The 17,211-nt window shown below is 44.0% G+C and carries 14 protein-coding genes; 9 read left to right on the top strand and 5 right to left on the bottom strand.

Going from position 1 to position 17,211, the window contains the following annotated elements:
• Positions 1–188: 188 nt before the first annotated feature.
• Entirely contained in the window at positions 189–1,142 is a 954-nt protein-coding gene (locus OU793_RS10040) for a chemotaxis protein CheV (protein WP_005494587.1), read from the top strand.
• Positions 1,143–1,200: 58 nt separating this feature from the next.
• Here OU793_RS10040 and OU793_RS10035 read toward each other — a convergent pair whose 3' ends face one another.
• The 4 genes from OU793_RS10035 to OU793_RS10020 all read right to left on the bottom strand — a co-directional run bounded on the left by OU793_RS10035 (position 1,201) and on the right by OU793_RS10020 (position 7,260).
• The gene (locus tag OU793_RS10035) at positions 1,201–4,275 is read right to left on the bottom strand and encodes an error-prone DNA polymerase (RefSeq protein ID WP_159404050.1); all 3,075 of its coding nucleotides are present in this window, start codon (positions 4,273–4,275) and stop codon (positions 1,201–1,203) included.
• Positions 4,276–4,281: 6 nt separating this feature from the next.
• Positions 4,282–5,685 (bottom strand): DNA polymerase Y family protein, encoded by a 1,404-nt coding sequence (locus OU793_RS10030; RefSeq protein ID WP_159404051.1) that lies wholly within the window; start codon positions 5,683–5,685, stop codon positions 4,282–4,284.
• A 4-nt stretch (positions 5,686–5,689) separates the two neighbouring features.
• Entirely contained in the window at positions 5,690–6,382 is a 693-nt protein-coding gene (gene imuA / locus OU793_RS10025) for a translesion DNA synthesis-associated protein ImuA (RefSeq protein ID WP_140103837.1), read from the bottom strand.
• Between the two features lie 131 nt (positions 6,383–6,513).
• Entirely contained in the window at positions 6,514–7,260 is a 747-nt protein-coding gene (locus OU793_RS10020) for a YciK family oxidoreductase (RefSeq protein WP_005453938.1), read from the bottom strand.
• Positions 7,261–7,515: 255 nt separating this feature from the next.
• On the opposite strand from OU793_RS10020, the gene sohB reads away from it, so the two are divergent.
• From sohB to OU793_RS09980, 8 genes are all read left to right on the top strand, one after another.
• On the top strand, positions 7,516–8,577 hold the full coding sequence (gene sohB / locus OU793_RS10015; RefSeq protein ID WP_005494599.1) for a protease SohB: 1,062 nt from the start codon (positions 7,516–7,518) through the stop codon (positions 8,575–8,577).
• A gap of 247 nt (positions 8,578–8,824) precedes the next feature.
• The gene (cmk, locus tag OU793_RS10010; RefSeq protein WP_005494601.1) at positions 8,825–9,505 is read left to right on the top strand and encodes a (d)CMP kinase; all 681 of its coding nucleotides are present in this window, start codon (positions 8,825–8,827) and stop codon (positions 9,503–9,505) included.
• Positions 9,506–9,615: 110 nt separating this feature from the next.
• Positions 9,616–11,286: a 30S ribosomal protein S1 gene (rpsA, locus tag OU793_RS10005; RefSeq protein WP_005494602.1), complete on the top strand. Its 1,671-nt coding sequence runs from the start codon at positions 9,616–9,618 to the stop codon at positions 11,284–11,286.
• Positions 11,287–11,490: 204 nt separating this feature from the next.
• Positions 11,491–11,772: an integration host factor subunit beta gene (gene ihfB / locus OU793_RS10000; RefSeq protein WP_005491075.1), complete on the top strand. Its 282-nt coding sequence runs from the start codon at positions 11,491–11,493 to the stop codon at positions 11,770–11,772.
• 250 nt (positions 11,773–12,022) lie between these two features.
• Positions 12,023–12,316, top strand: coding sequence for a lipopolysaccharide assembly protein LapA domain-containing protein (locus OU793_RS09995; RefSeq protein ID WP_005457987.1), 294 nt, complete (start codon positions 12,023–12,025; stop codon positions 12,314–12,316).
• Positions 12,317–12,334: 18 nt separating this feature from the next.
• Positions 12,335–13,510, top strand: a complete 1,176-nt coding sequence (lapB, locus tag OU793_RS09990) for a lipopolysaccharide assembly protein LapB (RefSeq protein WP_140103838.1) — start codon at positions 12,335–12,337, stop codon at positions 13,508–13,510.
• Between the two features lie 90 nt (positions 13,511–13,600).
• On the top strand, positions 13,601–14,302 hold the full coding sequence (gene pyrF / locus OU793_RS09985; protein ID WP_025502055.1) for an orotidine-5'-phosphate decarboxylase: 702 nt from the start codon (positions 13,601–13,603) through the stop codon (positions 14,300–14,302).
• A 434-nt stretch (positions 14,303–14,736) separates the two neighbouring features.
• On the top strand, positions 14,737–16,575 hold the full coding sequence (locus OU793_RS09980; protein ID WP_005457989.1) for an extracellular solute-binding protein: 1,839 nt from the start codon (positions 14,737–14,739) through the stop codon (positions 16,573–16,575).
• A 71-nt stretch (positions 16,576–16,646) separates the two neighbouring features.
• Here the strand turns inward: OU793_RS09980 and OU793_RS09975 are convergent, their stop codons facing one another.
• On the bottom strand, positions 16,647–16,886 hold the full coding sequence (locus OU793_RS09975) for a hypothetical protein (RefSeq protein ID WP_005481665.1): 240 nt from the start codon (positions 16,884–16,886) through the stop codon (positions 16,647–16,649).
• Positions 16,887–17,211 lie beyond the last annotated feature (325 nt).

Genomic DNA, 17,211 nt, shown 5'->3' with positions numbered 1-17,211 from the left:
ATTGCTATGTGCACGTCATTGATGTAATTTGCACTTATATCTAATTTGGCTCATGATGTTAAACGTATCAAGCTAACGTATTGAGTTTACTTAGATATCTATACACTCATTAAAAAACGTCGCCTTGTATTCTCAGCAAGGTTTCCAATAAAGAGTGAAAAATAATCGTTCAGAATTTAGGTAGTAGTATGTCCGGAGTTTTAAATACGGTTGATCAGCGTACGAACTTAGTGGGTGAAAACCGACTGGAACTTTTGCTGTTCACGTTAAACAGTCGTCAGTTATTTGCGATTAATGTGTTCAAAGTGAAAGAGGTGATAAAGCTTCCGCCGTTGACTAAGCTGCCTGGCTCACACTACAACATCCGTGGTGTTGCTTCTCTTCGAGGTGAAGCCGTACCTGTGATTGATTTGCGTTGTTCGATTGGTTTTCCTCCTCTTCGTGGAGAAGCGGAAGAAGAAAACTTGATCGTGACGGAATATAACCGTTCGGTGCAGGGTTTCCTTGTTGGTCCGGTACGTAACATCATCAATACCGCATGGACTGAAATTCAGCCGCCGCCATCGACTTCTGGACGCTCTAACTACCTCACAGCTATCACCCAAGTGAAAGATGGTGATACTTCTCAAATCGTTGAGATTATTGACGTTGAGAAAGTGTTGGCGGAAATCGTTCATTATGATGTCACTATCTCAGAAGATATCTTAGATCACGACTTATCGCAGTCGATGGTTGGACGTAACGTTCTTATCGTAGACGACTCTTCGACAGCAAGAAACCAAGTACGTGACACCCTTTCTCAATTGGGTATGAACATCATCGAGTGCCGAGATGGTTTAGAGGCATTAACGGTGCTCAAACGTTGGTGTGATGAAGGTCGTGATGTTGAAAAAGAGCTGTTAATGATGATCACGGACGCTGAAATGCCAGAGATGGATGGTTACAAATTGACTCACGAAGTCCGTAGCGATCCTCGTATGTCGAAGTTGTTCATCACGTTGAACACGTCACTCAGCGGTAGCTTTAACGAGGCGATGGTGCAAAAGGTAGGCTGTGATCGTTTTATCTCAAAATTCCAGCCAGATTTGTTAGTTGAAGTAGCACAAGATCGTTTGCGTCAGGTGCTTTCTACAAACGCCTAACTCATCAATGAATGTAAACAAAGGGAGGGTAACCTCCCTTTGTTGTATCTACTCATTCTTAATGAAAGTCACGAGACTTACTCTGCAAGTTGGATAAGTAATGAGTACAGTCAATCAATTTACCCGCAATGACGTGGATGACTTCTCCCTCTCGTTCCAAAATACCTTTTACTATCAATATTTTTGAGGTGAGGTAAGCTTGCTTTTGCGCTCTTGCCGTCGCACTCCATACCACAACGTTAATGTTGCCAGTGTCATCTTCTAAGGTGAAAAATGTAACGCCTGCTGCAGTGCCTGGGGACTGCCTTCCGGTGACGACACCTGCCACAGTCACAAGCGATTTATGCTCTTTATCAACCAATTGCTTCATACGCGTAAAGCGAGGAAGTATTCCCGTTTCTTCTAGCAGAGTAATTGGGTGTCGATTCAGCGAAAGACCTGTACTGGCATAGTCTTCAATAAGGCTTTCATATTCAGATGGCTGTGCTTGATAGCTAACGCTTGGCTCTTCGATATGATGAAACAAAGGCAAATCGGACAGTGAATCCATCGCTGCCCAACGTGCGTTATAACGGTTACCCGATAAGATCTGAAAGGCATTTGCAGAAGCTAATAATTCGATATCACGACGACTTCTCAAGATTTGTTTGACCTCTTGTATTGAGTGATAGCCCGTTTTTGGTCGTCGTTCGACTAAGCGAGTCGCGCCTTCCTCATTAAAGCCTTTAACCAATCGAAAGCCCAGTTGCACACCAAGTCGGCCATTGGGGCGTTGAATCAAATGATGCTGGTAATAGGAATGATTGACACAGATAGGCAGAACTTCGACGCCGTGACGACGAGCGTCTTGCACCAATTGAGAAGGGCTGTAAAACCCCATTGGCTGGCTGTTTAACAGTGCCGTATAAAACTCTGCGGGATAGTAGTATTTTAGCCATGCCGAGCAATACGCCAAAACGGCGAAAGACGCTGAATGACTTTCTGGAAATCCGTATTCACCAAAGCCACAAATTTGTTCAAAAATGCGCTCCGCAAATGCTAAGTCGTAACCTCGCTCTTGCATGCCATTGAGCAGCTTAGGCTTAAACTTGGCTAAATCACCATTCTTTTTCCATGAAGCCATGGCTCGACGAAGTTGATCGGCCTCGCCACCACTAAACCCCGCAGCGACCATGGCAAGTTTGATGACTTGTTCTTGGAATATAGGCACGCCCATGGTTCTTTCTAAAACGCTTTTCACTGCTTCTGATGGATAGCTGACAGGCTCTTCGCCGTTGCGCCTTTTCAAAAACGGGTGAACCATGTCGCCTTGAATCGGCCCTGGGCGTACGATCGCGATTTGAATAACTAAGTCGTAATAACAAGCTGGTTTTAAGCGAGGCAGCATGCTCATTTGCGCGCGAGATTCGATTTGAAAAACGCCAACGGTGTCTGCTTTTTGGAGCATGCGATATACATGAGGATCATCTTGTCGGCGAGTGATCTCAGCAATTGAAAGTGATCGCTGATGGTGTTTCTCAATTAATTGAAAGCATTTACGGATAGCATTGAGCATCCCGAGCGCCAATACATCGACTTTCAGAAGCTCTAAGCTTTCGAGATCGTCCTTATCCCATTGAATGATAGTTCGATCTTCCATTGCTGCATTTTCAACGGGCACCAATTCATATAATGGACCAGATGAAATCACGAAGCCGCCGACATGCTGAGAAAGATGACGAGGAAAACCAATAATCTCGTTCACCAGTTGGATAAACTGTTGACCTTTGAGCGATTCCGGTTGCAAACCAAGCTCAATAATTTGTGCTTGCCAACCTTGGCTACGATCTCGGCGGTTAACATTTTTGATGAAAAAATCCAATTGGGTCTCTTCAATACCTAACGCTTTTCCGACCTCACGTACCGCACTTTTGAAGCGATAACTGATCACTGTTGCGGCAAGAGCGGCACGTTCACGTCCGTATTTTTTATAAATGTATTGAATGACTTCTTCACGGCGCTCGTGTTCGAAGTCAACGTCGATATCTGGTGGCTCTTTGCGTTCCTTACTGATAAATCGTTCGAACAAGACGGAGATTTGTCTTGGATCGACGGCGGTGATTTCTAAGCAGTAACACACGACGGAATTCGCCGCTGATCCTCGGCCTTGATAAAGAATGCCTTGCTGTTTAGCAAACATGACGATGTCATGAATGGTTAAAAAGTAATAATGGTACTTGAGGTCTTCTATCAACCTCAGTTCGTTTTCGATGGTTTGGTTGATGTCCTCCGGCACGCCTTCAGGAAAGCGACGCTCTTTACCTTGTTCCACCAACATTCGTAAGTAAGAATTTGGTGTATAGCCATTAGGAATCAGTTCTGTAGGGTATTCGTATTTCAGATCAGACAATTTGAATTCGCACAAATCCGCGATGTACTTACTTTCCTCTAGCCACTCTGGTTTGTAGATACGAACCAACTTATTCAGTGGTCGTAATGCGCGTTCAGCATTAGAAAGACGTTCAAAGCCCAGCTTATCAACACTGCAACCATGCTTAATGGCGGTGAGTATATGTTGTAAAGGCAGGCGCTCAGTCGTGTGCATGAGTACGCCGCCACAAGCTGTAATAGGCAGTTGCAATTCGTGAGCTAGCTTCTCGCAGTGATTTGTGTAGGCATCATCGTCGCCACCAAGATGACGTTGAATCGCAACCCATAGTCGATTGTTATGGTGTTGATTGAGCCAGCGCCCCCAGTAATGGTCACTCGCTTGATGGGTAGGAAGCCACAATACTAAGCAGTGACGAATCGACATCAGATCCCACTCAGAAAGCTGATAACTGCCTTTTTCGCTGCGTCGTCTCGCGTTAGTGATGATACGGCACATCTCAGCATAAGCTTTACGGCAGGGGCAAAGTAGGACTATTTGGCACTCTTCGTTGAGCCAGAACATACTGCCGACGATCTGTTTGATATCAAGTTTATGCTGCTCAATCGTTGCATGGGCTTTGACCACGCCAGCGACCGAGCACTCGTCAGTAATCGCGATGGCATGGTAGCGATAAAAAGCCGCTTGCAACACAAGCTCTTCTGCATGAGAAGCGCCAGTGAGGAAAGAGAAATTAGACTGACAAAATAATTCTGCGTAACTCATAACGACTCAACAAAAATAGCCATGAAGAAACCAATGTTTATGTTGATCGCGAAATACCCATAACCAGCGACCTTGCTTGGTATGAGCAATGTAGTAATCGCGCATAATTTCGTCGCCATCCCACCATCCGGATACGATTCGTTCTGGTCCATGCACCAGCGATACTTGCTCTTGTAGAGCAATGGGGGCAGGCAGTTGCATTGCTGGGCGCAGCAAATCTGGGATGCTATGAGTGGGTACGTCTGGCTCATCGGCTAGTCGGTATTGGCTGGCTTTCCCCGGTCTTGGGTCGCAGGCAATATCTGGTTTGAGCACTGCACTTTTCCCAAGTTTAGCTTGGAGTAAAGAGAGCAGTTCTAACGCATTCATCTGTCCTTTGGGTCCAGAAAAAAGATCTCGCGCAGCACTTAAAGGCTCACCCTGACGAACAACTTTGAGTGTCAAACCGACCACCGCTCCATTAAGCGTGAGCGACTCTAAGCTCAAACTCGCCAGTTGTTGCCAGCGATGGCATAGATAATCGCCTTGAGCTGAGGTGAGCTGAAGATGCTGCTCGTGTTTATCGCGTTGATGGAGCGTTAAGCGAAGTTCAAAGGCGACTTTGTCTCGCAATTTTAGAAAGGTTTCGAGTTGGCGAAGGAGCTTTGCTAACGGTTTTTCAATCCACTGAACGTTTTCGATCTCAAACAGTAACTCCAAATACACTTGGAACGACTCGCTTGGATGGTAAAAGTCGACAGGGTGTTTGAACTGACCAGTAAGTCGTCCGACGTAGTTGACTAAATCAATATCAAAACGGCGAGCGATGTCTTGCAATGGCAATTCCAGTAACCCTTGCAGCGTTGTTACGCCCACTCGTTGGAGTTTTTCAACATTGGAGGGCGATAAATCGGTTAGGGTTAATGGCAACGGAAATAAAGCTTTTTGGATAGAAGTTTTATCTTCGTTAAGCACATTCGCACCAGATAATGCCATCAATTTAGCGGAAAAAGGTGAGAAGCCACAACCAAACTGAAAGCTCAATTTTAGTTCATCTAAATGAGTTCGGATTTTATTCCAATAGTTTTGTAATCCTTCATAGAGATTAAGCATTGGCGTCGCACGCAGCAAAATACCTTGGTTTGGTATCAATACGACATCAGAAGTGACCAAATACATCCATTGAGCCACCTCTTGCAACTTATTCCACTCCGTTTGTGGGTGGTAAGGATGCACTTGCAAGTCATGACACAAAGACGCAGCACTGCCTAAGCCCATATTTGGCTTAATGCCTTGCTGCTTGGCCGTCTCGTTGTATTGAATAATCCGGCAGCGTTGACTTTCGACAATGACGACCGGGTGCTCTTGGTTGTTGCCAAACAGCGCATCCAACTGTAGGCGAGGGAAGTGCAAGTAGATCCACAAAACCATGTGATTATCCTTGATTCGCCAATGGGAAGTTCACCACAGTCGATGGGATATGAGTCATCACTGGCATCACTAACTGCGGGTAATCATGTTGAAAGTCGATATTGATACTGCCTTTGTTCCAGCCCCCTTTGCGTTTCAATACTTCCACATTTACGCCTTGTTCATGACCTTGCAGCTTTAAGCTCAATGACACAGGTAGGGACAAGCGATTTGCCATGCTCGGTTTGAGCATAAAAAGCGGACAAGCGCCTTGTTCACTGGCAACCTGTAAGCGTTTTACTTGGTGGATTTCTAGTTCGTCTTGCCATAGCAATACGTTGGCACAAACACCACTTTTCAGACACTGTTCTGCGGTCCACAAAGCATCTCGATGATGTGTAGGACTTACGATCCAAACTTGATTTATATCTAAGCCAATATTGTGTAGAAACAGCGAATTCATTAACGCTGGAGGCTGAATGAATGCGGTTACCCCTCTCGAAAGAGACGCTTTTAGATATGGAGCGAGTAAACGCAGTTCACCAATACTGCCTACGGATTCCATCTCTACCACACCGTGAGAAGGAAAGCCGCCACCAAGCAATTCATCTAGCTCAGCAAAACCGGAGCTGCTTAGGAATTGATGGTCGTCCGCTTTTGTTAAATTGGCCTGCCAAACAAGATGCTGGCTTTTTAAGTGTTGTATGATGTCTTGCATAAATAAAATACCTGTATATATATACAGTATATTTCTATAATGAAAACACGCAAGATTTTTGTCAGTGAGAAAATGAAAAAAGGCAGCGTTTGCTGCCTTTTTAATCGATTATGTGAGGTTGTGATAATGTATTACTTACGCTTAGGTTGGGCGTCAATACACTGGCCGTGTATGTCTGTCATCGCAGGATCCATCAAATGCAGATACAGCGGCATAATGTCTAGCGGTGTTTTCAGCGTGTTCGCGTCTTCACCTGGGTACGCTTTCTCACGCATGCGAGTTCGAGTCGCACCAGGGTTAATTGCGTTAACGCGCATTGGCGTGTCACTCAACTCGTCCGCCAATACTTGCATCATACCTTCCACTGCGAACTTAGATATCGCATATGGACCCCAAAAAGCACGGCCAGAATGGCCAACGGTAGAAGAGGTAAAGATAATGCGACCTGCTTCAGACTTACGCATGACAGGCAGTAGCGCTTGAGTCATCAGCACCTCGGCTTTTACGTTAATCTGCATGATGTCATCGAAGTCCTCTTCGTTGATCTGCTCGAACGGACATAACGCGCTAAGAACACCAGCATTGTGTAATAAACCATCTAGTTGACCAAATTGACCTTCAATGGTTTCGGCCATATCAATGTAGTTTTGCTTGGTCGCGCCTTTTAAATCGAGAGGGATGATCGCGGCTTGTGGGTAACCTGCGGCTTCAATTTCGTCGTAGATGGATTCAAGATTCTTAACGTTTCGACCTAATAGAATCACAGTCGCGCCGTGCTTGGCGTAAGAAAGCGCCGCTTGGCGGCCAATGCCATTACCTGCACCAGTAACAAGAATGACTTTACCTTCTAGGGCATCTTTTGAAACGGAGTAGTTCACGGTATTTAATCCTTATTATTGTAAGAGGGTCCATGTAGTGGGTTAGCGCTAAAATACGCCTGTTTCTCAATGGAAAATCTTGGTAATCGTGACAAGTTGGTTACAATACACCAATTCATGTGTTATACCAATTCCAGAACTTTCGTTAGGTATGCTATCAATCAGAACAAGTGGTTACAAACCACGTTGCCTTCTCTCTGATTTATCGGTGTAGCATAGCGACATATTCGCTGGAATGAGATAAAGGAGCTCTCATTGGAATTTTTATTAGATTACGGCTTATTCTTGGCCAAGATTGTGACAGTTGTTGCTGCGATCATTGTCATTCTCATCCTTGTTAAATCGGTTGGTAGCAAATCGGGCGCTGCAAAAGGCGAACTCGAAGTGACGAATCTTTCTGAACAGCACAAGCAATCTATCGAGCAGCTTGAACACTATTTGCATGACGATGCTTTTATCAAAGCTCGTGACAAAGCGGTGAAGAAAGAAGAAAAAGAGAAGAACAAATCTCGCGAGAAAGAAATCAAACAAGCGAGCAAAGAGGGGGCGCTAGACAGCAAACGCGAACCACACCTGTTTGTTCTTGATTTCAACGGTAGCATCGATGCAAAAGAAGTCGCGTCTCTACGTGAAGAAATCACTGCCATTTTGGCTGTTGCTCGTGAAGGCGATGAAGTATTGCTTCGTCTAGAGTCTGGTGGTGGTATGGTTCATGGTTACGGCTTAGCCTCCTCTCAACTTGATCGCATCAAAGCTGCCGGACTTCCTCTGACCATCTCGGTTGATAAAGTAGCAGCAAGTGGCGGTTACATGATGGCTTGTGTAGCAGACAAAATTGTTTCTGCACCATTTGCGATTGTGGGTTCGATTGGTGTCATCGCACAAATTCCAAACTTCAATAAGCTGCTGAAAAAGCACGACATCGAGTACGAGCAGTTAACGGCTGGTGAATACAAACGCACGCTAACCATGTTTGGTGAAAACACCGACAAAGCACGTGATAAATTCAAGCAAGAGCTAGAAGAAACGCACGTATTGTTCAAAGACTTCATCCGTGAGCGTCGTCCAAGTTTAGAATTGGAAAAAGTGGCGACGGGTGAGCACTGGTTTGGTACTCAAGCTAAAGAGTTGGGACTAGTGGATGAAATCAGCACCTCTGATGATCTTGTTGTTGCTGCGTGCAAAGAAAAAACAGTGTTAGCCGTTCATTACGTGCAGAAGAAAAAATTGGCAGACAAGCTTGCTGGTGTAGCAAGTAAAGTCGCTGACAGTGTTGTGCTTAAACTTGCAGAGCGTGGTCAAAAACCAATTGTCTAATCAATGAGATAATTCGGTCATTCAACATGGCGAGAGTGAAAACTCTCGCCATTTTTATTGGAACTAATTTGTCTACAAACGACTCAATATCCAGTACTTATTTTTATGTGTCCTGATGAACCCAAGTGAGCATTGGGTGTAATGCTTTACACGACATTTTTCCTCGCTCCAGAAGGCGATTACCCGTATAATACGCGCCTCGAAAACCGAGCAAATTGCTAAAAAGAAACTATAGGTGGAGAAGAACATGTCCTCTCAAACTCCGGTTGTAACCGTAGATGGACCTAGTGGTGCAGGTAAAGGCACTTTATGTATGTTGCTGGCGAAAAAGTTGGGTTTCCAACTCTTAGACTCTGGCGCAATTTATCGTGTACTTGCACTCGCTGCGATTCACCACGGTGTTGATACTGAGTCTGAAGATGCTCTTGTCCCGCTAGCGACACACCTAGACGTCCAATTTATCGCCGAAGGTGACCTAGTGAAGGTTATCTTAGAAGGTGAAGATGTCTCAGGTGAGCTTCGTAAAGAAGAAACGGGTATGGCTGCGTCTAAAGTGGCTGCATTACCACGCGTTCGCGAAGCATTATTGCGCCGTCAGCGTGCGTTTGAAGCCGCTCCTGGCCTTGTTGCTGATGGTCGTGATATGGGTACGGTTGTATTCCCAAGTGCTCAAGCAAAAATTTTCCTTGATGCAAGCGCGGAAGAGCGTGCAAATCGACGCCTTAAACAGTTGCAAGATAAAGGGTTAGATGTTAAATTTGCTGACCTTTTAAGCGAGATCCAAGAGCGTGACGACCGAGATCGTAACCGCCCAGTGGCGCCACTACGCCCTGCAGAGGATGCGCTTGTGCTAGATTCTACGTCGATGACTATCGACGAAGTAGTAGAAAAGGCACTACAATATATCGAATCGAAGCTAGCTGAGTAATGATACTCGACTAAGCTAAGAGCGTTGGTCGCAAGGATGATGACCGGCGAATTTAATAACCCCATGAGGTAGGATACCCGTGGACGTTTAATTTATTGAAGATTAAATAAATGACTGAATCTTTTGCTCAACTCTTTGAAGAGTTTCTAAACGAAACAGAATTCCAACAAGGCAGCATCGTTAAAGGTACTGTAGTAGCTATCGAGAACGGTTTCGTTCTTGTTGACGCTGGTCTTAAGTCTGAATCTGCTATCCCTGCTGAACAGTTCAAGAACGCTGCTGGCGAACTTGAAGTTGAAGTTGGCGCTGAAGTAGACGTAGCTCTAGACGCTGTTGAAGATGGTTTCGGTGAAACTCAACTTTCTCGTGAGAAAGCTAAGCGTCACGAAGCTTGGATCGTTCTTGAGAAAGCTTACGAAGAAGCTGAAACTGTTGTTGGTATCATCAACGGTAAAGTTAAAGGCGGTTTCACTGTTGAACTAAACGGTATCCGTGCTTTCCTTCCTGGCTCTCTAGTAGACGTACGTCCAATCCGCGACACTGCTCACCTAGAAAACAAAGAGCTAGAGTTCAAAGTTATCAAACTTGACCAAAAACGTAACAACGTAGTTGTTTCACGTCGTGCTGTTATCGAATCTGAAAACAGCGTTGAGCGTGACGAGCTTCTAGAAACTCTACAAGAAGGTTCTGAAGTTAAAGGTATCGTTAAGAACCTTACTGACTACGGTGCGTTCGTTGACCTAGGTGGCGTTGACGGTCTTCTACATATCACAGATATGGCTTGGAAGCGCGTTAAGCACCCATCTGAAATCGTTAACGTTGGTGACGAGATCCAAGTTAAAGTTCTTAAGTTCGATCGTGAGCGTACTCGCGTATCACTAGGTCTTAAGCAACTAGGCGAAGATCCATGGGTAGCAATCGCTAAGCGTTACCCAGAAGGTCACAAACTAACTGGTCGCGTAACTAACCTAACTGACTACGGCTGCTTCGTTGAAATCGAAGAAGGCGTTGAAGGTCTAGTACACGTTTCTGAAATGGATTGGACTAACAAGAACATCCACCCTTCTAAAGTTGTTAATGTTGGCGACGAAGTTGAGGTTATGGTTCTTGAAATCGACGAAGAACGTCGTCGTATCTCTCTAGGTCTGAAACAGTGTAAAGCTAACCCATGGCAGTCATTCGCTGAAGCACAAGCTAAAGGCGACAAAGTTACTGGTAAGATCAAGTCAATCACTGACTTCGGTATCTTCATCGGTCTAGAAGGCGGCATCGACGGTCTAGTTCACCTATCTGACATTTCTTGGAATGTTGCTGGCGAAGAAGCTGTACGTGAGTACAAGAAAGGCGACGAGATCTCTGCAGTTGTTCTAGCAGTAGACGCTGAGCGTGAGCGTATCTCTCTAGGCATCAAGCAAATGGAAAACGACCCATTCAATGCTTACGTTGCTGACAACAAGAAAGGTACTCTAGTTAACGCTACTGTAACTGCAGTTGACGCTAAAGGTGCTACTGTTGAAATCGCAGAAGGCGTTGAAGGTTACATCCGTGCTTCTGAAGTATCTCGCGATCGCGTAGAAGATGCTTCTCTAATCCTAAGCGCTGGTGATGTTGTTGAAGCTAAGTTCACAGGTGTAGACCGTAAGAACCGCGTAATCAACCTATCTATCAAAGCTAAAGACGAAGCTGAAGAGCAAGAAGCAATGGCATCTATCAACAAGCAAGACGAAGCTGCTTTTGGTAATGCAATGGCTGACGCTTTCAAAGCTGCTAAAGGCGAATAATATACTCGCTTAAGCTAAAAAGGAGCCGCAAGGCTCCTTTTTTATGTTCAAAGTAGTAATACTAATGCTGGTAAACTATCTTAATAAAAGGCATTTCATCATTACGCAATTTGCGTAAATTTTGTCTAGAATTGTTAGCAAGTGTTTGTTGGAATTAGTATTACTTACTATAATGAGTGATAAAGATACTCAAAGAGGGCAACTATGACTAAGTCTGAACTGATTGAAAGACTCTGCGCTGAGCAAACACATTTATCAGCGAAAGAGGTAGAGGATGCTGTAAAAGATATTTTAGAGCACATGGCCTCTACACTAGAGAGCGGTGATCGTATCGAGATCCGTGGCTTTGGTAGTTTTTCTCTTCATTACCGTGAGCCTCGCGTCGGTCGTAACCCTAAAACGGGCGACAAAGTGGAATTGGAAGGTAAATACGTTCCACATTTCAAACCTGGTAAAGAGCTTCGTGAGCGTGTGAATCTAGGCTAACGCACTCTTATTGGATTAAAAAAGCGGCATACTTTTGTGTATGCCGCTTTTTTGTAATATCGCTTACGAAAATTCAATTAGGTCATTTCATACGCAAGTTGTGATACCCAAATAACTTTAACTTCTAGGGTGTGTCTACAAACCCAGCATCTTGAGGTTACTTGGGTATAGATTATTGCTAATATACGTAGTCTGAAGAAGCATTTTCCTGCATAATCTTACCTACTTACTCCTCGAAGGGTGATGTAAAATGAAAATTATAAAAATCGTTGCTGTTTTAGTTCTCTTTTTAGTTGCACTGGCTTTAGGCTCACAAAACCAAGAACTGGTGACCTTTAATTACCTTTTAGCGAAAGGAGAATTCCATTTATCAACGCTATTGGGCGTGGTATTTGTGGTTGGTTTTGCTGTAGCTTGGGTTATCTTCGCTAGCATTCAACTAAAAACTCAGCTTCAAGTTCGACGTCTTAAAAAGAAACTGAAAAAGTACGAGCCGGCTGAAGCAGAAAAAACTGCAAAGCCAGCCATTGAAAAACAGGCATAAGGATAAGGCTTAACTTTAATGCTTGAACTACTCTTCTTGTTGTTGCCGATAGCGGCTGCGTATGGCTGGTACATGGGGCATCGCAGCGCTCAGCAAGACAAGCAGAAGCAATCTCATCAAATTTCCCGTCAGTATATGGCGGGTCTGAACTTACTGCTCTCTGATCAATCAGATAAAGCCGTAGACCACTTTATTGAATTGCTCCAAGTTGACAACGAAACGATTGATACCCACTTAGCGCTGGGTAATCTTTTCCGTTCTCGTGGTGAAGTCGACCGTGCTATTCGTATCCACCAAAATCTCATTTCTCGTTCTGGCTTGACTCTAGATCAGAAAAACCTAGCCCTGCAGCAGTTAGCGAAAGACTATATGGTGTCGGGGTTTTTAGACCGAGCTGAAAAAATCTTCGAACAATTAGTTGAAGAGCCCGATTACAAAGAGGCGGCGCTCCAACAGTTAGTCACTATTTACCAGCAAACGCGTGAATGGGAAAAAGCGATTCATTACGCCAATCAGCTAGCTAAAATGGGTAATCAGCGTAGTCGTATGCGTACAAATATTGCGCATTTTTGGTGTGAAATTGCCATGCTAGACCAAGCTGATGGCAATACGAATAAAGCTATCCAGCATTTCAAAAAAGCACTTTCCGAAGATCCAAAATGTGTTCGAGCAAGTATTTCGCTCGGCCGGATTTACTTGGAGTCAGAAGACTACAAACAAACCATTAAGTATCTAACGGGTGTATTGGAGCAAGACAAAGACTTTGTGAGCGATGTTTTGCCGACAATTGCTGAGTGCTATCACCATCTCGGGCAAGAAGATGAACTGGTCGAGTTTTTACGCGCCTGTATTGATAAAAAGGCAGGGGTGTCAGCGGAGTTGATGCTGGCTCAGTTAGTCGCTCACCATGAAAGCGTCGGCGCTGCCCAAGAATTGCTGACGAAACAGCTACTGAAAAATCCAACCATGAAGGGCTTTTATCGCCTGATTGACTACCACATTGCAGAGGCTGAAGACGGTCGCGCAAAAGAAAGTTTATCTACATTACAAGCGATGGTTGGAGAACAATTAAAAGTAAAACCGCACTACCGATGCAGGAAGTGTGGCTTCTCTACTCATTCCCTTTATTGGCATTGCCCTTCCTGTAAAGGGTGGGGGACGATCAAGCCAATCCGCGGATTGGATGGTGAATAGTTTTAATGCAGCTGGCAGAGTTTCTGTCCGCTGCATTTTTTTAACCTTATGTCTAACAAGTAAAAGAACCAAAAATAATTAGGAGATGAAATGATCGACCAAAAAGTTATTGTCGCACTGGATTATGATAACCAAGCTGATGCGCTAGCGTTTGTAGATAGAATTGATCCTGCGTCATGTCGCCTAAAAGTCGGCAAGGAAATGTTTACGCTATTTGGTCCTGATTTCGTACGTGAACTCCACAAGCGTGGTTTTTCTGTATTCCTGGATTTGAAATTTCATGATATCCCGAATACCTGTTCAAAAGCGGTACGCGCTGCTGCTGAGTTAGGTGTATGGATGGTGAACGTTCATGCAAGCGGTGGTGAACGTATGATGACAGCATCACGTGAGATTCTTGAGCCATATGGTAAAGACCGTCCACTTCTGATTGGTGTAACGGTACTGACTAGCATGGAACAAAGTGACTTGGCAGGTATTGGTCTGAATGTCGAACCGCAAGAGCAAGTGATTCGTCTAGCGACATTGACTAAGAACTCAGGTCTCGATGGTGTAGTGTGCTCTGCGCAAGAATCTTCACTACTTAAAAATGAGCTAGGTAAAGAGTTTAAACTGATCACTCCAGGAATTCGTCCTGCTGGTTCTGAGCAAGGCGACCAACGTCGTATTATGACGCCAGTTGATGCTATTCAAGCGGGTTCTGACTACCTTGTTATTGGCCGTCCGATCACTCAGGCGACGGACCCTGCTGCCGTATTGAAATCTATCAACGACAGCTTAGCTAGCAAGTAATAACTCTCGAGCATTAAATGGATAAAGGTGAGGCTAGGATGCCTCACCTTTTTTCTTTCTCAGAACAACGAATTACCCGATGAGAACAAAGGTTCTACGGATTATTCTTAGTCCTACAGGGGAATGCACTATATCGATCACACTTTAATAACATAATTGATAATGATAAGCCGAAAATGCAACCATGTGCTGTAGATGGCTTGCGTTACAAATAGGTAACGAATACTATGTCGAAGATGCATTCACTGCGTTGTAAGGTCTAGGATGACCTGGTGAAACTCTTTGAAATCAATATAGAAGTCGGCAGGATGTCGCTTTCATATTATGCTCCTACTATTTCCTATCTGCGTACTGTCGTGTCCGCAGCCTATCGTGAGCTTCACACTCGTCTTCCTTGTACTGACCTTAGTGCGCAAACACAACAAGGAAGAAATATGACCAAAAAAATGCCATTTTCAGTTTTGGCTGCACTGACTGCTGTCAGTTTTCAACTGCATGCAGCTGAGTTGCCTGCTGATATCGAGTGGGTTTCAAATAATAATGAGCCGTTATTTGCTTCGGAAGAAGCCGTTTATGGTGGAACTTACCGCACTTACATCGAAAGTTTTCCGCAGACATTACGTAGTGTTGGCCCGGATGCTAACTCTGGATTGCGTCAATATTTGATGGATGGCACGCCCAAAATGGCTCAACGTCACCCAAATACGGGTAAGTGGATTCCTCAATTGGCTAAGTCATGGGCATTTGGTGAAGATAATAAAACGGTTTATTTTAAGCTTGATGACACCGCGAAATGGTCTGATGGTGAGAAGATCACGGCCGATGATTATGTCTTCATGATGCAGTACTACACCTCAAAAGACATTATTGACCCTTGGTACAATGACTTTTTTACCAACAGTATTGTTAGCGTGGAAAAAATTGATGATTACACCATCCGTGTTAATTTAGCGGTTGCACAGAGTCATGATTCTCTGATGGTCATGATTAATATGCCAAGCAATGGCTTCCAACCTCGTCCAAAACACTTTTTCAAAGGTGAGAAGGATGAAAACAACGATGGCATGCCGGATAACTTTGTACGTAAATTCAACTTCAAAGCTGAACCAACGGCAGCACCATACTACCTAGATAAGGTTAAAAAAGGGAAAAGTGTTACCTTTAAGCATGTTGGTGAAGATTGGTGGGGCTACAACAATCGTTACTACAAGAACCGTTATAACGTAGAGAAAGTCCGTATCACAGTTATTCGCGATCCTGACATTGCGATGAAGCACTTCGAAAAAGGTAATCTCGATTACTTTGAAATGGTGCTACCAAGCTTTTGGCACGATAAAACGAACACTGATGTTTACAAAAAAGGTTATATCCAAAAGTATTGGGGATTCAACCAATCACCACAAGGCGCTGGTGGCGTATGGATGAATACGGCAATGCCTTTGTTGGATAATCTTGAAGTGCGCAAAGGCATCATGGCTGCAACAGATTTTGATGGCATGATAGAGAACATCATGCGTGGTGACTACTCACGTAAGCCACATGGTTTGGGCTTTGGTCATGGTGAGTATGACGATCCAAACAACACACCGCCAAAGTTTGATGTCGATGCTGCGGTTAAGCATTTCGAAAAAGCAGGTTTTGATACTTTAGGTTCAGATGGTATTCGCGTAAACGACAAAGGCCAACGTTTAAGCTTTGCGATTACGTACGGTTACAACTCATGGACACCTCGTATTGCATACTTAAAAGAGCAAGCGAAGCTGGCAGGTCTAGAGTTCACATTGAACTTGGTCGATGGTTCATCTGCGTTTAAGTACATTCTAGAGAAGAAGCACCAGCTGGCATTCCTGAACATGGGATCTGGTGAGATTCCAGCTTACTGGGAATACTTGCACTCTGACAATGCGAACAAGCCGCAAACCAATGCTCACACCAACTACAGTAGCCCAGAACTCGATAAGTTGATCGAAGCGTATGATGCAGAGTTTGATCAGAATAAACGTTATGAGCTGTCGCACCAGATTCAAGAATACGTAAAAGAAGCAAATATTATTGTTCCTGGATACATGGTGCCTTACTCACGTGTAGCACATTGGCGTTGGGTTAAAATTCCAAAAGATGGCATGACTAAAGCAACGGAATGGGTTCTGCACCCAATGGATATCGGTAACTTCTGGATTGATGAATCCGTTAAGAAAGAGACTGAAAAAGCCATGAAGAGCGGTAAATCCTTCCCAGAAGTCACCGTGATTGATGATCGCTACAAGCTGTAATCGTTACTGACTAAGATAAAAAGAAAGCCCCACCATATGAGTGGGGCTTTTTGTTTGTGGATTATGCTGCGTTAGCTAACTAAGTAAGACGCCTCTAATAGGTAAGTTTTTACATCACCTAGGGGCGAAAACGCTTTGTCGATCGTTTTAAATCGTTCATCAATAGAATCACAGGCGATGATTTGACTGAATGTTTCGATTGATAAAGCTTCATTTGTTTTGAAAAACTGATGGACGTTTTCCAACTGAACTTTATGAACGTGTTCGACTTTAGTTAGTGCATTCGTTAGATCTGAAATATTAATCGACATTGCTACTTAATGACCTTATCTACAGGCTTTGCTGAGCCATAGGACGTGGGCTTTATATTTGGCGGTAGAGTATCACTAACCTGTGGAGCACAGACTGATGGAGATCAATTTGTGCAGTTCGTACCAGTGTCAAACGCTTTGAGATAGAGGTGAGCTAGCAGAAAGTCTAAGTATCTAATGTTTGGATGGCGATATTATGCTTAATGTAAAACCGAAGTAAGTATTTTTATTCTTTATCAAATGTAGATTATGAATGGAAATAATTGAGTTTTCATTAAATAAATATGAAATATAAATAACGTAATAAAAATACTCTTGCTGGTTA

The organism is Vibrio sp. VP6, assembly GCF_028823755.1.
Taxonomy (GTDB): domain Bacteria; phylum Pseudomonadota; class Gammaproteobacteria; order Enterobacterales; family Vibrionaceae; genus Vibrio; species Vibrio parahaemolyticus.
The sequence above is the reverse complement of the archived record's forward strand: the minus strand, read 5'-3'. Positions and strand labels throughout refer to the sequence as shown.

Coding starts and splice junctions, on each gene's coding strand:
- OU793_RS10040 (WP_005494587.1), top strand. CDS start 189: ATGTCCGGAGTTTTAAATACGGTTGATCAGCGTACGAACTTAGTGGGT.
- OU793_RS10035 (WP_159404050.1), bottom strand. CDS start 4,275: ATGAGTTACGCAGAATTATTTTGTCAGTCTAATTTCTCTTTCCTCACT.
- OU793_RS10030 (WP_159404051.1), bottom strand. CDS start 5,685: ATGGTTTTGTGGATCTACTTGCACTTCCCTCGCCTACAGTTGGATGCG.
- imuA (WP_140103837.1), bottom strand. CDS start 6,382: ATGCAAGACATCATACAACACTTAAAAAGCCAGCATCTTGTTTGGCAG.
- cmk (WP_005494601.1), top strand. CDS start 8,825: ATGTCCTCTCAAACTCCGGTTGTAACCGTAGATGGACCTAGTGGTGCA.
- rpsA (WP_005494602.1), top strand. CDS start 9,616: ATGACTGAATCTTTTGCTCAACTCTTTGAAGAGTTTCTAAACGAAACA.
- ihfB (WP_005491075.1), top strand. CDS start 11,491: ATGACTAAGTCTGAACTGATTGAAAGACTCTGCGCTGAGCAAACACAT.
- OU793_RS09995 (WP_005457987.1), top strand. CDS start 12,023: ATGAAAATTATAAAAATCGTTGCTGTTTTAGTTCTCTTTTTAGTTGCA.
- lapB (WP_140103838.1), top strand. CDS start 12,335: ATGCTTGAACTACTCTTCTTGTTGTTGCCGATAGCGGCTGCGTATGGC.
- pyrF (WP_025502055.1), top strand. CDS start 13,601: ATGATCGACCAAAAAGTTATTGTCGCACTGGATTATGATAACCAAGCT.
- OU793_RS09980 (WP_005457989.1), top strand. CDS start 14,737: ATGACCAAAAAAATGCCATTTTCAGTTTTGGCTGCACTGACTGCTGTC.
- OU793_RS09975 (WP_005481665.1), bottom strand. CDS start 16,886: ATGTCGATTAATATTTCAGATCTAACGAATGCACTAACTAAAGTCGAA.